The 13,370-nt window shown below is 69.8% G+C and carries 12 protein-coding genes; 4 read left to right on the top strand and 8 right to left on the bottom strand.

Features of this window, described 5'->3' with window-relative positions; genetic code table 11:
• Window position 1: 1 nt before the first annotated feature.
• The 4 genes from ACFWYS_RS30045 to ACFWYS_RS30060 all read right to left on the bottom strand — a co-directional run bounded on the left by ACFWYS_RS30045 (window position 2) and on the right by ACFWYS_RS30060 (window position 4,592).
• Window positions 2-982 carry an SCO2522 family protein gene (locus ACFWYS_RS30045; RefSeq protein WP_384775616.1) on the bottom strand — a complete coding sequence of 327 codons (981 nt, stop codon included), beginning with the start codon at window positions 980-982 and terminating at the stop codon, window positions 2-4.
• Window positions 979-1,896 carry an SCO2523 family variant P-loop protein gene (locus tag ACFWYS_RS30050; RefSeq protein ID WP_384775618.1) on the bottom strand — a complete coding sequence of 306 codons (918 nt, stop codon included), beginning with the start codon at window positions 1,894-1,896 and terminating at the stop codon, window positions 979-981. Before ACFWYS_RS30050 ends, ACFWYS_RS30045 begins: the two co-directional genes overlap by 4 nt.
• 3 nt (window positions 1,897-1,899) lie before the next feature.
• Window positions 1,900-3,750, bottom strand: a complete 1,851-nt coding sequence (locus ACFWYS_RS30055) for an SCO2524 family protein (RefSeq protein ID WP_384775620.1) — start codon at window positions 3,748-3,750, stop codon at window positions 1,900-1,902.
• 74 nt (window positions 3,751-3,824) lie between these two features.
• Entirely contained in the window at window positions 3,825-4,592 is a 768-nt protein-coding gene (locus tag ACFWYS_RS30060; RefSeq protein WP_384775622.1) for an SCO2525 family SAM-dependent methyltransferase, read from the bottom strand.
• Between the two features lie 210 nt (window positions 4,593-4,802).
• Between ACFWYS_RS30060 and ACFWYS_RS30065 the strand changes: the two genes are divergently transcribed.
• Both ACFWYS_RS30065 and ACFWYS_RS30070 read left to right on the top strand, forming a co-directional pair.
• Window positions 4,803-5,336 carry a GNAT family N-acetyltransferase gene (locus ACFWYS_RS30065; RefSeq protein WP_384775624.1) on the top strand — a complete coding sequence of 178 codons (534 nt, stop codon included), beginning with the start codon at window positions 4,803-4,805 and terminating at the stop codon, window positions 5,334-5,336.
• Between the two features lie 83 nt (window positions 5,337-5,419).
• Window positions 5,420-6,901 (top strand): alpha/beta hydrolase, encoded by a 1,482-nt coding sequence (locus ACFWYS_RS30070; RefSeq protein WP_384775626.1) that lies wholly within the window; start codon window positions 5,420-5,422, stop codon window positions 6,899-6,901.
• 71 nt (window positions 6,902-6,972) lie between these two features.
• On the opposite strand, the gene ACFWYS_RS30075 is transcribed toward ACFWYS_RS30070, so the two are convergent.
• Window positions 6,973-8,115 carry an abortive phage infection protein gene (locus tag ACFWYS_RS30075; RefSeq protein ID WP_384775628.1) on the bottom strand — a complete coding sequence of 381 codons (1,143 nt, stop codon included), beginning with the start codon at window positions 8,113-8,115 and terminating at the stop codon, window positions 6,973-6,975.
• Window positions 8,116-8,254: 139 nt separating this feature from the next.
• On the opposite strand from ACFWYS_RS30075, the gene ACFWYS_RS30080 reads away from it, so the two are divergent.
• Both ACFWYS_RS30080 and ACFWYS_RS30085 read left to right on the top strand, forming a co-directional pair.
• Window positions 8,255-8,776 carry a SigE family RNA polymerase sigma factor gene (locus ACFWYS_RS30080; protein WP_384775630.1) on the top strand — a complete coding sequence of 174 codons (522 nt, stop codon included), beginning with the start codon at window positions 8,255-8,257 and terminating at the stop codon, window positions 8,774-8,776.
• Complete coding sequence (locus ACFWYS_RS30085; protein ID WP_384775632.1) at window positions 8,773-9,714, top strand: hypothetical protein; 942 nt, start codon at window positions 8,773-8,775, stop codon at window positions 9,712-9,714. Before ACFWYS_RS30080 ends, ACFWYS_RS30085 begins: the two co-directional genes overlap by 4 nt.
• Window positions 9,715-9,768: 54 nt before the next feature.
• On the opposite strand, the gene ACFWYS_RS30090 is transcribed toward ACFWYS_RS30085, so the two are convergent.
• The 3 genes from ACFWYS_RS30090 to ACFWYS_RS30100 form a co-directional block, all read right to left on the bottom strand.
• On the bottom strand, window positions 9,769-10,140 hold the full coding sequence (locus ACFWYS_RS30090; RefSeq protein WP_384775640.1) for a helix-turn-helix transcriptional regulator: 372 nt from the start codon (window positions 10,138-10,140) through the stop codon (window positions 9,769-9,771).
• A 158-nt stretch (window positions 10,141-10,298) separates the two neighbouring features.
• Entirely contained in the window at window positions 10,299-12,692 is a 2,394-nt protein-coding gene (locus ACFWYS_RS30095; RefSeq protein WP_384775634.1) for an ATP-binding cassette domain-containing protein, read from the bottom strand.
• 104 nt (window positions 12,693-12,796) lie between these two features.
• The gene (locus ACFWYS_RS30100) at window positions 12,797-13,207 is read right to left on the bottom strand and encodes a VOC family protein (RefSeq protein WP_384775636.1); all 411 of its coding nucleotides are present in this window, start codon (window positions 13,205-13,207) and stop codon (window positions 12,797-12,799) included.
• Between the last annotated feature and the right edge of the window lie 163 nt (window positions 13,208-13,370).

Raw genomic sequence — 13,370 nt, forward strand, 5'->3', positions numbered from 1 at the left:
CTCAGGACTCCTCGGCCTCGGAGGAGTCCGCGGGCTCCTCGTAGAAGACGTAGGTGGCGCGTTGCGCGACCGCCGTCGGCACCGGCATCCCCTCGGCGGCGGACCGGTCCTCGACCTGCTTCAGCGCCCCGGCGTCGACGTCTATCTGGTCCAGGATGAGCCGTACGGCGTCCTCGACGGCGAGGAACCGGTTCGGCATGAGGGTGCAGGTGCGGTAGGCGCTGAACGGCGCCTTGGTGTCGGTGAGCTTGAGCAGCGGCGGCAGCCGGTCCCAGTCGTGCGGGAAGTCCTCGCCCTGCCATTCGTTCGGCTCCAGCACGGGCTCACCGAGGTGCCGTAAGAGACCGAGGCGGGCAAGTTGCCATACGGCGGCCAGGAACGGGCAGGACCACAGCCGCCGTCCGTCCTTCTCGGACCACAGCTCCACGTCCATGAAGACGGAGTGGTTGCGGGCCGCGGTCTCCCGGGGCGGCTCCCAGACCTTGACCTCGCCGAGGGCGCTGCGCGATGTCGTGGGGGTGCGCTGGCCGTTGGCGAGCCACCCGGTCTGGCTGACGGGCGGGCGGGAGCCGTAGCTGCCCGGTGGCGGCGACTCGACCAGGCGGTGCATGACGGACTCGGCGAGTTCGACGCGGTCGGCGACCGCGCAGGCCGACTCGCGGGCGAGGTAGTCGATGACCAGGCCCGCCTTCTCCGCCTCCTTCAGCACCATCGGGATCAGCTCGGCCGGGGTGGAGAAGCGGGTGAAGTAGTCGTCGATCAGAAAGCAGGTGCTGATCCGCGGCCGCTTGCTGCGCCGGGCGGCGGAGGCGTGCACCGCGTCCACCCAGATCCGCACCTCGGCGAAGTGCTCGCCCAGCCGCTTGGGGCCCGCCTCGAAGTCCTCCATGTAGAGGTGGCCCAGCTCAAGGGAGAGATGGGCGAGCGGCACGGACTGGGTGCGGAGCTCCGCGGTGGTCTCCTGGAACACGGCCTCGGTCACGCCTGCTCCCAGTACTTGTCGTCGGTCAGGCGTCCGGCGAGCTGACTCAGTGCCGTCCAGGTCTCCTCGTTGGCGATCTGGCTGTCGAGCACGTCCTCGTCGGTGATGAGCTGCTCGCGCCACTGCAGGACCGGTTCGAGGGGAACGGAGCCGAGCACCTGGCTGTAGCCGATGCCGTGGTTGGAGGCGAGCTGCTTGAGGTCGCCGTCGGTCTTGCGCATCCACGCCGACTGGGTGGGCGAGACCTGCGACCACAGCGGCGATTCCGGGTCGGGCACGGCGGCCCGTACGAAGCGGATGGCGCTCCGCAGCGCCTCCTCGTCATGGCCGCGGTCGGCGCCGCCCGCGACGATGCCGCGCGGGCCGAAGACCAGGCTCGCGGCGGCCGCCACATGCTGGCGGGTCCAGCGGTGGAAGACCAGCCAGCGGGCCGTGACGCCGCGCATCTCGGGCCGTGCGGTGGCCGCCAGGACCATGTCGACGGCGTAGGAGCGGCCGGCGCTGAGGTCGACGACGACCAGGTCGAACTCGTAGGACAGGTTCAGCAGCAGGTCGACGCAGCGACGCTGGTGGTCGTCGCTGATGGCGAACTCGCCGCCGCTGACGTCGCCGGGCATCAGCACCAGCCGGCCGCAGCCGGGCGGCGGGAAGCGCAGCACCTGGTGCTCGGTCTCGGACCAGACGTCGATCCGGGCCGGTTCGCTGACCGTGCCGGTCAGATAGGCGTGCAGGCCGAGGTCCTCGGTGGCCTGGCGGGCGTCGGCCACGTCGAAGACGGCCGCCGCGGTGGGCGAGCCGAAGTCGAAGTCCAGGTAGCAGACGTCGTCCCCGGCCAGCGCGCGGTGGTAGGCGAGGTTGGCGCTGGTCACGGAGCGGCCCGTGCCTCCCTTGTCGGAGGCGGCGAAGATCAGCACGGTTCACACTCCCCGGTCCGCGGCCTCGCGGGCGCGGGCGAGCGCGTCGAGCTGTCCCAGCACGTCGAGGGTCAACGCGTAGGCCGTGCCCGGCTGTTCGTCCACGAGGGTGCGGGCGCGGCGCAACTTGACCTCGATGTTCCTGAGCTGCATCCCGTGCCGGCCGTCGTCCTTGGGCGCGGGTTCCATCTGTTCGTTGCCCAGCAGGTGGGCGGACTCACTGAGCAACGCCCTTGCCAGTTCGGTGAGTTCGAGGCTGCGGATCGGGGCCTGGCGGTACATCTCATGGGCCTGGACCATCACCTCGGTGACCCGCTCGGTGATGCTCCACGACACCGGCACGCGCCGCTTGTGGATCTCCGCGTCGGGATATGCGTGGTGCACGCTGTCCCACAGGCCGACACCCTCGCCGTCCCGGATCCGGCGGCGCCACATGTGGTCGAAGATGTCCTCGGCGAGCCGGAGCAGCCGGTCGTGCGAGGCGAGGTTGCGCGAGAGCGTGCACAGCTGGACGGTCCGCTTCAGCAGCTGCGCCGAGAAGTCGGTCATGGACCAGGTCATGGGCGGCCCGATCCGTTCGCTGCCCTGCAACGGCAGGGCGACGCCCACGTTGTGCAGCTCATGGACCAAGGGGTCGTCGCGGACCATCCGGCTGGTGATGCGGCCGCGTTCGGCGAGGCGCTCCATGACACCGACGGTGCGGGACAGGTCGTCGTCGGTGGCCCGGCGCCGCATCAGGTCGTGCACGAGGATGGCGGCCACGGAGAGGGAGAAGTACTCGGACTCCAGCTTCTGTCCCGTCGTACGCCAGGGCAGGTCCTCCAGGGGCCAGCGGTCGGTGTCGAAGCGGGCGATGCCGGACCAGTACTGCTGGGTGAGCTCCCACCGCAGCCGCAGCGCCTCGGCGAGCCGCTGCTGTTCGGTGTTGAGCAGACCGAGGGTGAGGGTGCGGTCGGAGAACAGGTCCTGGATACCGTCGAGGGCGACCACGGTGAAGTACAGATACGGCACCGGGTTGGCGACGCCCTCGGGCTGCGGCCCGATGGGTTCGTCGGTCTCGACCTCGGGGGAGTCCTTCACCAGGCTCCAGGCCCAGCCGCACTCGAAGAGCTGGTTCTCGTCCTTGAGCCCTTCCTGGACGTCGATACCGAGGATGATGCTCTCGACGATCCCGGCGCGCAGGGCACGGAAACGGTTCTGGTACTTGTTGAGCACCTGCCTGTTCGACTGCCGGCCCTGGCCGAGGAGTTCGATGAGGGTACGGCCCTGCGAGGAGTCGGTGTCGAAGACGTTGACCGTGAAGGAGCGCAGCAGGCTCACCATGGCGGCGGTGAGCCTGCTGCTGGTGGCCGAACGCAGCTCGGCGATCGTCTCCCGGATGTCACTGCGCCGGGTTCTGGTCTCGTAGACCTTGAGGAAGCCGAGGGTGGCCAGGCACAGGGTGATCGACATGGAGAAGGAGTCGACCACGCCGACCTGGCGCTGTTCCTCGGTGATGTCCTTGGTCTTGTCGGCGGAGCCGAAGTAGTAACCCCCGGCGAAGGTGGGCCTCTTGTCCTCACCGGTGTGCGTCCGCATGAACCCGGCCGCGGCCGTGACGAGGTTGGCCGGGACCTCCAGCCGTCCGCCGGCCCGCTTCAGGACCTGCTGGACGTCCTCCTGTGTGGTGTCCGGGTCGTCCAGCCGGAATGCGGGGATCTCGGTCGCCGGGTAGAGCAGGCAGAGCAGCCGCTCGGCGTCGGCCACACTGCTCTCTCCGCCCCACTCGCCCCAGTTCCACTCTCCCCCGTCGAAAGAGTGGCGAGCGATTCCCTGCCAGATGTCCAGCAGATGCTGGCGTGGCTTGATCTGCATCCCCAATGCCCCTCACACAGGCCGCACTGCCATCGGTCGAGGAATATCCCTCTGCTGTTGTGAAGATTCGCCGGTCAGTTGACCGGAATGGCCGTGTCGGAATTCCGGCGCCAGCCGTAGGCGACAACCATGCCCTTATAGCCTTCGCGTACCCGCGCCGAGGACGTGAGCGGCATGACCTTGAAGTCCCTGGCGAACCGCTCCAGGCTCGCGTACACATCGGATTCCCCGACGTCGCAGGCGGGGAAGAAATGCTCACCCGCGTGATAACCCGCCGAATGAGCCATGAAGGCGGCGGCAAAGGGAGCGTCCGGGGCCAGGGCCCGCATGAAACGCTCCACGCCCAGTGAGAACTCACGGGGAGAGGTGGTCATCGATTCGGCGACGAAGAACATGGTCCCCACGGACCAGCGCCCCTCGTGCCGCCTGAGATCGAAGATGTCGCCCTGCTCGACCTTGACGACCTCGCGGAATCTTTCACGCGAGTCCTCGCCGAGGGAGTCGTAGTCCTTGTTCCGGCACAGGGCGGCCCAGAACTTGTCCCAGCTCTTCTCATAGGAGTGGACCTGGCTCCTGAGATACTTCACATTCGAGGACGAGCGCTCGAAGAGGGTGATCTCGTCGCACCACGGCAGCATGGACAGTGCGGGATAGAGATTGACGCCCGCACCCACATCGATACCGGAAACCGACCCGACGCCCTGCTTCCGGAAGTGACCGCTGAAATGATCCCGGATGATCTGCAGGATCTCCGCGTCCTCGGGCTGTAAGTCGCGGTAATTGTGATCAAGGTAGGCGATCGAGTCGAATGCCTCGTCCCAAGGCACATCGGCATTCTTCACCTGGACGCCCCCCGACGATCTATGGGTCATTCCACTAACGGTACCGCAGGGAGGCGCACTGAGAGCGCGTTGGGGCATACATATGACACGGCCTTGAACACCCGGACCGCGCTGCTGAAGATGGGCGGACCTCTTCTGAGCACCTGAAACGGCAGGCAATAGGTGCTCACCCGCACGAGTGACTCCATTCCATCACACAGGGGGCGGACGATGGCGCTACCGGAGGAACGTTTCCCTTTCTCGGGCGGCCACACTGACCAGGCGTTCTTCGCGGACCGCGCCGACCGGCCGCTGACCATGCGCGGTGTCACCGAGGCCGACCTGCCCGAACTCCTCCGCGTGGACCGGGAGGTCTTCCCCGAGGACCCGTACCCCTACTTCGTGCTCCGCCAGCACCTCGATGTGCACGGCGACCGCATCCTCGTCCTGGACGACGGCGAGTGCCTGCACGGCTACGTCCTCTTCGTCAGCACCTCGGACGGCTATGTGAGTTGGGTCCTGAGTCTGGCCGTCAGCGCCGACCAGCGCGGGCGCGGGCTCGGCAAGCGGCTGATGCTGGAGGTGCTGCGGCAGCTGCGCCGGGAGCGGGTCCATGAGGTGCGGCTGACCGTCGAGCCGACGAACGCGGCGGCGATCCAGCTGTACCGGTCGCTGGGGTTCTCGGCGGAGGGCGGGGTGCACCGGGACTACCTGGGACCCGGGGAGCACCGGCTCATCATGGTGCTGGGGTTGGGTTCCGCGTAGTCCGTGCCGGGGGGTAATCCCCCCGAGAGATACGGGAGTTGCCAGGATGTGACACTGCGTCAAGAGGCAGCAGGCTGCTCTACATGAAGCAGATCACCAAGAGCGCCGTCCTGATCGCCACCGCCTCCGCCGTCGTCTTCGGAATCGTCACCCCGCTCACCGCGTCCGCCACCGGTGCGCCCGCGCCGCTGAAGTGGACCAAGTGCGAGGGCGAGGGGCTCGATCCGCGGCAGGAGTGCACGACCGTCTCCGTACCCATGGACTACGCCCGCCCCGGCGGACCGAGGATCGACATCGCCGTCTCCCGGATCCCCAGCGAGAAGCCGGCCGCGCGCCGGGGTGCGCTGTTCCTGATCCCCGGCGGGCCCGGCGGCACGAGTCTCAACGACCCTTCCGGCAAAGGGCAGAAGCTGCCGCAGGACGTGCGGGACACCTACGACCTGATCGGGATGGCACCGCGCGGCAACGCACCCTCCGCCCCCGTCAGCTGCGGCCTCGACCACGCCGACCTCGCCCTGTCGAAGCTGCGGCCCTGGCCCGCCCCGGACGGGTCCGTCACCGAGAACATGAGCAACGCCCGGCGGCTGTCCGACGCCTGCGAGCGCAACGGCGGCGAGTTGATGCGGCACCTCACCACCAAGAACAACGCCCGCGACATCGACCGCATCCGGGCCGCGCTCGGTGAACGCAGGCTGTCCGCGTGGGGTGTCTCGTACGGCACGTATGTCGGCGCCGCCTACGCCGAGATGTTCCCGCAGCGCACCGACCGCATCGTGCTGGACAGCAACGACAATCCCGACCCCGTGCGGGCGCAGCGCGCCTGGCTCCAGGCGTACGAGCCGGGCGTCGAGGACAACTTCCCCGAGTTCGCCAAGTGGGCGTCCAGGCCCGGCAATCCGGACCGGGTGGCCGACTCGGCAGCCGCAGTGCGCCCGCTCTTCCTCCGCCTCGCCGCCCGGCTGGACCGCGAGCCGATCCCCTGGCCCGGCGCCAACCCGGAGGAACTGAACGGCAATGTGCTGCGCCAGACCATGCTGGACAGCCTCCACGACCCTGACGACTACCCCACCCTGGCCAAGCTGATCCTGGCCGCCCGTAAAGGCACGGTGCCGCCCGCCCCGGCGGCCCCGCCGGACGCGGCCATGCAGAACATCGTCGCGGTCGGCGCCGCCACCGTCTGCAACGACGCCGCATGGCCGCGCGATGCCGCCACGTACCGGAAGGGCGTCGAGGCCAGTCGCGCCAAGTACCCGCTGACCGCGGGTATGCCGAGGAACGCCTTGGTGTGCGCCGCCTGGCCGTGGCAGCCGAAGGAGGCGCCGCTGCGGGTGACCGACCGGGGGCCTTCCAACGTCCTGATGGTGCAGAACGTACGGGATGTGGCCACGCCGTTGAGTGGGGCGGTCAAGCTGCGCGAGGCCCTTGGCCGGCGGGCCGTGATGGTCACCGTGAACTCGACCGGGCATGAGGCGTATTTGGCCAACGGCAACGCGTGTGGGGATGCAGCCGCCTCCCGGTTCCTGGCCACTGGAGTTCGGCCCCGCGCGGATCTCTACTGCGAGTGATTCGTCTGCGGCGCCGTTGTGGCTGGTCGCGCCCACGCGGCGGAGCCGCATAGTTACACGGCCCCGCGCCCCTAGGGGCAACTTGCGTACCGGTGTGCCAACGCGTGGAAGGCCTCCTTCGGCTCCCAGTGCCAGTCCGAGTTCGGGTCGTCCGGGCGGTCCTTGATCGGCTTGGTGATGGCGTAGCTCGCCATGTCGAGGTCGTAGTGGGGGTTGTCGGGGCGGTGGGGGGCGTCCGGGGTGACGAACTCGAAGGCCATGGCGGCGTAGAGGCCCATCGACTCGAAGACCCTCAGCAGATCGGTCAGGTAGGCGGCCTGGACGCGCTCGCTGCGCACCACGTCGCCTTTGATCTCCTCGGGGGTCTTGGTGTGGTCGACCACGTCCCAGCCCATGCCTCCCGCCTCGGGGGCGCCGACGTAGGTGCAGGTGCCGAACTCGGTGATGGCGAGGGGCTTGCCCCAGCGCTGGTAGCGCTTCAACTCACGGATGTAGGCGGATGGTTGGCGGTGGTAGGAGTAGTAGTCGATGCCGACGACGTCGAAGAGGTTCCAGTCGACCGGCTCGAACTCCTCGTCCTGGGCGGCGGCGTAGCTCAGCCGGCCGTGGAAGACGGAGCGGCCGGTCTTCGCCGCCTTGGCGGTGAAGCGGGCCAGGCGGCGCTGCATCTTCGGCATGTCGACGGTGCCCTTCTGGAGGTTCTCGATCCGGTCCAGGACCGTCTCCCCCGGCACGATCCCCGGCACGAACAGCCAGAACTCGCAGCCCACGCTGAAGTCGACGCTCGCGCCCTGCCGTCGCAGCCGCTCCGCGAACCGGCCGCACTCGGCGATGCTCTCCAGGATGTCCCGCTCGGGGATGTCCCCCAGGGTCGGCTGGAGCCAGACGTGCAGTCCGCGTTCGGCGGCCTCAGCGGCCGTGGCGGTGAGGCGCTCGACGCCGTCGCCGGTGACGTCGAGGGTGTCGGCGTGCAGCTGGTCGCGGATGACGCGGACGTCCCTGCGCATCCGGGCGGCGCTCCACGCGGTGCCCGGCGTCTCGCCCTCGCCGAGGGTGTAGACGACGCCCCGGTGCTTCAGCCCCCGGCGCCTCGCCGCTCCCCCGCTCGCCTCGCTCGCAGCGGCCTGCCCCGCGGGCAGCACCGCCCCCGCCAGTCCGACGGCCGCCGCCCCTGCCAGAAACCGCGCCCGGCTGATCCCCTTGGTGTTCTCCATACGCCCACTGTGGCGAGCCCATGCCCTCCGCGCCGTCGGCCGATGGTCTACGGCACCGCGACCAAGGGATGAGAGAACACGGCGGACAGGCAACCGAATCTGTCGCACTGGTGGTCTGGAGGGCGAGGGAGGGTGCTTGATGCAGGCCGAACACGAGGATCGGTTCCAGGAGTTCGTCAGGGCGCGGTGGTCCCATCTCGTGCGGACCGCGTATCTGCTCACGGGCGACGCGCACCACGCCGAGGACCTGACGCAGACGGCGCTGGCGAAGGCGTACCGCTCATGGCGGCGGGTGGCGCGCGCCGACAATCCGGAGGCGTATGTGCGGCGGATGCTGGTCAGCTGCAACAGCGACCGGTTCCGCAAACGGCGGGTCGCCGAGGCGCTGACCGCGGCGCCGCCGGAGGTGGCGGGACGCGACGCGGGCTACGCGGGTGTGGACGACCGCAGCGCGCTGCTCGGCGCCCTGGCCCAACTGCCGCCCAAGCAGCGGGCGGTGGTGGTGATGCGCTACTGGGAGGACCTGTCCGAGGCGGAGGTCGCCGAGGTGCTCGGCTGCTCCGTCGGCACGGTCAAGAGCCAGGCGTCGAAGGGGCTGGCGAAGTTGCGTGCGGTACCGGGGCTCGCCCGGGTCGTGGAGGGGCAGGGAGGCAGCAGGTGAGCGACGAGGAGCAGCAGCGGGAAGCGCGGGGCGAGCGGGACTTCGAGGAGCAGTTGCGGGAGTTGCTCGCCGAGGACGCGTACACGATCCGGCCGTCGCCCGCGCCGTATCCGGCGATCCGGCGGCGGGGCGTGGCCGAGCGGCGGCGCCGGGTCGCTGCGGCCGGGGCGGCGCTGGTGACGCTGGCGGCGGCGCCCGTCGGGGCGTACGCGCTGGGCGGTGGGGAGAAGGCCGGGGGTGCGGCGACGCACCCGACGCCCTCGGTCAGTGCCACCCGGGTGCCTTCGCCGACGCCCTCCCCGACCCCGAGCGGACCGGCCCGCCCGGCCACGGCACGGCAACTGCTCGACGGGATCACCTTCGAGCAGGCGGCGGACGGGCTGGAGAGCTGTCTGGCCTACGACCGCTCGGGGCCCCCGGGGGCAGGCGACCCGGGCACGGCCGACGACTACCGGATCCTGCTGGCGATGCGCAGCACCGGTGACTCCAACGCCCCCGGCGACGGCATGTTCGTCGTCGCGGCGCGGGAGAAGCCGCGGACGCCGGGGCAGGCCCATCTGATCTGCCGCGTCACCGACGGCGAGACCCAGGGCGTCTCCGGCTTCACCGACGACACGGCCGCCGTCCCGGACGAGGGCCCGGTGTACGTCAACCCCAACGCCGGCAAGCTCTACCAGCAGTCGGCCATGGACCGCGGCAACTGGAAACTGCCGTTCCGCTGGGGTTTGGTCGGCATGGTCGAGCCGTCGGTGACCGAGGTGCGGGTCTCCTACGGCGACTCCAGCAGCGTGGCCGCCCTCGACCACGGCTTCTTCGTGGCGTCCGGCGTGCTGAACCGGCAGGTCACCGTGGCACCGCACATCAAGGGCTACGACGCCGGAGGCAAGCTCGTCTACGACTCCGACGACGACAAGTACTACCCGAGGGAGCTGCCGTAGGGCGGGTCCGCGACGGGACGGGGGCGCCGTACAGGGGTCGGCGCCCCCGGTCCGTCACGACGGCTGCGGTGAGTTCGGCCGGTTCCTCAGGGGCCGGGTCACCTGCTTCGACAGACACGACGGCATCCCCGCCGTCGCCTCTGTCTCCTGCCTCCGGTAGGCGCTCGGCGTCATACCGACCAGCTCGGTGAAGCGGGTGCTGAAGGTGCCCAGCGACGAGCAGCCGACCTCGAAGCACACCTCGGTGACACTGAGGTCGCCGCGGCGCAGCAGTGCCATCGCGCGCTCGATGCGGCGCGTCATCAGATAGCCGTACGGCGACTCGCCGTAGGCGGCCCGGAACTCGCGGCTGAGATGCCCGGCCGACATGTGGACGCCGCGCGCGAGCGCCTCGACGTCCAGCGGCTGGGCGTACTCCCTGTCCATCCGGTCACGCACGCGGCGCAGCGCCACAAGGGTCTTCAGTCGCTGCTCCTCGGGCGTGGAGTGGGCCGAGGGGGTCGAGGGGTCGGGTCGCACACCCGCATTTTCCCGAACCAACGCCAGCCCCGTCCACACCTGCGACGTGGTGAAACACATGGCCGTCAGCCTCCGACGTAGGCCGCGAGGTGCTCACCGGTGAGGGTGGAGCGCTCGGCGACCAGGTCGGCGGGGGTGCCCTCGAAGACGATCCGGCCGCCGTCGTGGCCGGCGCCGGGGCCGAGGTCGATGATCCAGTCGGCGTGCGCCATGACCGCCTGGTGGTGCTCGATGACGATCACCGACTTGCCGGAGTCGACCAGCCGGTCGAGCAGGCCGAGCATCTGCTCGACGTCGGCGAGGTGCAGGCCGGTCGTCGGCTCGTCGAGGACGTAGACGCCGCCCTTGTCCGCCATGTGCGTGGCCAGCTTCAGCCGCTGCCGCTCGCCGCCGGACAGCGTGGTGAGCGGCTGGCCGAGGGTGAGGTAGCCGAGGCCGACGTCCGCCATCCGCTCCAGGATCTTGTGCGCGGCCGGGGTGCGGGCCTCGCCGCTTGCGAAGAACTCCTCGGCGTCGGTCACCGACATCGCGAGCACCTCGCTGATGTCCCGGCCGCCGAGCCGGTACTCCAGCACCGACGCCTGGAACCGCTTGCCCTCGCAGTCCTCGCAGGGGGTGTCGACACCGGCCATCATCCCCAGGTCGACGTAGATCACTCCGGCGCCGTTGCAGGTGGGGCAGGCGCCCTCGGAGTTGGCGCTGAACAGGGCCGGCTTCACACCGTTGACCTTGGCGAACGCCTTGCGGATCGGGTCCGCGAGTCCGGTGTACGTCGCCGGATTGCTGCGCCGCGAGCCGCGGATCGGGGTCTGGTCCACCGAGACCACGCCCTCGGGCGCCGGGATGGAGCCGTGCACGAGAGAGCTCTTGCCGGAGCCGGCGACGCCGGTGACCACGCAGAGCACGCCGAGCGGTATGTCGACGTCGACGCCCTGGAGGTTGTTCGCCTTCGCGCCGCGGATCTCCAGCCTGCCGGTGGGCTTGCGCACCGTCTCCCTGAGCTTGGCGCGGTCGTCCAGGTGGCGGCCGGTGACGGTGTCGCTGGCCCGCAGCCCCGCCACGGTGCCCTCGAAGCAGACGGTGCCGCCCGCCGTGCCGGCGCCGGGGCCGAGGTCCACGACATGGTCGGCGATGGCGATCGCCTCCGGCTTGTGCTCCACCACGAGCACCGTGTTGCCCTTGTCGCGCAGGCGCAGCAGCAGGTCGTTCATGCGCTGGATGTCGTGCGGGTGCAGACCGATGGTGGGCTCGTCGAAGACGTACGTCACGTCGGTGAGCGAGGAGCCGAGGTGGCGGATCATCTTGACGCGCTGCGCCTCACCGCCGGAGAGGGTGCCCGCGGGCCGGTCGAGCGCGAGATAGCCGAGGCCGATCTCGGTGAACGAGTCCAGGGTGTGCTGGAGCGCGGCGAGCAGCGGCGCGACGGAAGGTTCCTTCAGCCCTCGGACCCACTCGGCCAGGTCCCGGATCTCCATGGCACAGGCGTCGGCGATGGAGACGTTCTCGATCTTCGAGGACCGGGCGCCCTCGCTGAGCCGGGTGCCGTCGCACTCCGGGCAGGTGGTGAAGGTGACGGCCCGCTCCACGAACGCCCTGATGTGGGGCTGCATCGCCTCCTTGTCCTTGGACAGGAAGGACTTCTGGATCTTGGGGATCAGGCCCTCGTAGGTGAGGTTGACGCCGTTGACCTTGACCTTGGTCGGCTCGCGGTAGAGGAAGTCGTGCATCTCCTTCTTCGTGAACCGGCGGATCGGCTTGTTCGGGTCGAGGAACCCGGACTCGGCGTAGATCCCGACGGTCCAGACGTTGTCCGACTTCCAGCCCGGGATGGTGAACGCGCCCTCGGAGATCGACTTGGAGTCGTCGTAGAGCTGGGTGAGGTCGATGTCGGAGACCGAGCCACGCCCCTCGCAGCGGTTGCACATACCGCCGGTGCGCTCGAACGTCGCCTTCTGGGCCTTGGTCTTCGCGCCGCGCTCGACGGTGATCGCGCCGCTCGCCCGGACCGAGGCGGTGTTGAAGGAGTACGCGCTGGGCGGGCCGATGTGGGGCTCGCCGAGCCGGCTGAAGAGGATGCGCAGCATCGCGTTGGCGTCGGTGGCGGTGCCGACGGTGGAGCGGGGGTCGCCGCCCATGCGCTGCTGGTCGACGGTGATCGCGGTGGTCAGGCCGTCGAGGACGTCGACCTCGGGGCGGGCCCTGTTCGGCATGAAGCCCTGCAGGAAGGCGCTGTACGTCTCGTTGATCAGCCGCTGCGACTCGGCGGCGATCGTGTCGAACACCAGCGAGCTCTTGCCCGAGCCGGACACGCCGGTGAAGACCGTCAGCCGGCGCTTGGGGATCTCGATGCTGACGTCCTTGAGGTTGTTCTCGCGGGCGCCGTGCACACGGATCAGCTCATGACTGTCGGCGGCGTGCGGCGCGGGCGACTGCCCGTCCGCCCTCGTGGCCCTGCTCATTGGTCTGCTCTCCCCTGTGCGGCTTCGGGTGGGACTGGTGGCTCGGGTGGGACTGGCGGTTTCGGGACGGCGGTTTCGGGACTGTGGTGAGCCGGGCGCTCGGCTCAGCTGCGCTGCTGGATGCGGATCAGGTTGCCTGCGGGGTCGCGGAAGGCGCAGTCGCGGATGCCGTACGGCTGGTCGGTGGGCTCCTGGACGACCTCGGCGCCGCTGGCCTGCACCTTCTCGAAGGTGTCGTCGACGTCGGCGGTGGCCAGCAGGATCCAGCCGTAGGTGCCCTTGGCCATCATCTCGGCGATGACACGGCGCTCGTCGTCGGTGATGCCGGGGTCGGCGGCCGGGGGCGCGAGGAGGATCGACGTGTCGGGCTGGCCGGCGGGGCCTACCGTGATCCAGCGCATCTTGCCCTGGCCGACGTCGGTGCGGACCTCGAAGCCGAGGGCGTCTCTGAAGAAGGTGAGGGAGGCTTCGGGGTCGTCGTGCGGAAGAAAGCTGGCGTGAATCGAGATGTCCATGGCCGTCACGCTAGCCGTGGCTCGTGGGCGGCGCTTCTCGATTCCTGACCTGTGCCGCCGGCCCCGCCGATTCCTTCTCGCCCCCGCCGCCCCTACCCGTCCCATCCCCAGGGGCTGCCGCCCCTTCGACCCCGCTCCCAGGGGGCTCCGCCCCCTGGACCCC

Source organism: Streptomyces sp. NPDC059010 (assembly GCF_042740355.1).
Taxonomy (GTDB): Bacteria; Actinomycetota; Actinomycetes; order Streptomycetales; family Streptomycetaceae; genus Streptomyces.

Coding starts and splice junctions, on each gene's coding strand:
- ACFWYS_RS30055 (WP_384775620.1), bottom strand. CDS start 3,750: ATGCAGATCAAGCCACGCCAGCATCTGCTGGACATCTGGCAGGGAATC.
- ACFWYS_RS30065 (WP_384775624.1), top strand. CDS start 4,803: ATGGCGCTACCGGAGGAACGTTTCCCTTTCTCGGGCGGCCACACTGAC.
- ACFWYS_RS30070 (WP_384775626.1), top strand. CDS start 5,420: ATGAAGCAGATCACCAAGAGCGCCGTCCTGATCGCCACCGCCTCCGCC.
- ACFWYS_RS30075 (WP_384775628.1), bottom strand. CDS start 8,115: ATGGAGAACACCAAGGGGATCAGCCGGGCGCGGTTTCTGGCAGGGGCG.
- ACFWYS_RS30080 (WP_384775630.1), top strand. CDS start 8,255: ATGCAGGCCGAACACGAGGATCGGTTCCAGGAGTTCGTCAGGGCGCGG.
- ACFWYS_RS30090 (WP_384775640.1), bottom strand. CDS start 10,140: ATGGACAGGGAGTACGCCCAGCCGCTGGACGTCGAGGCGCTCGCGCGC.
- ACFWYS_RS30095 (WP_384775634.1), bottom strand. CDS start 12,692: ATGAGCAGGGCCACGAGGGCGGACGGGCAGTCGCCCGCGCCGCACGCC.
- ACFWYS_RS30100 (WP_384775636.1), bottom strand. CDS start 13,207: ATGGACATCTCGATTCACGCCAGCTTTCTTCCGCACGACGACCCCGAA.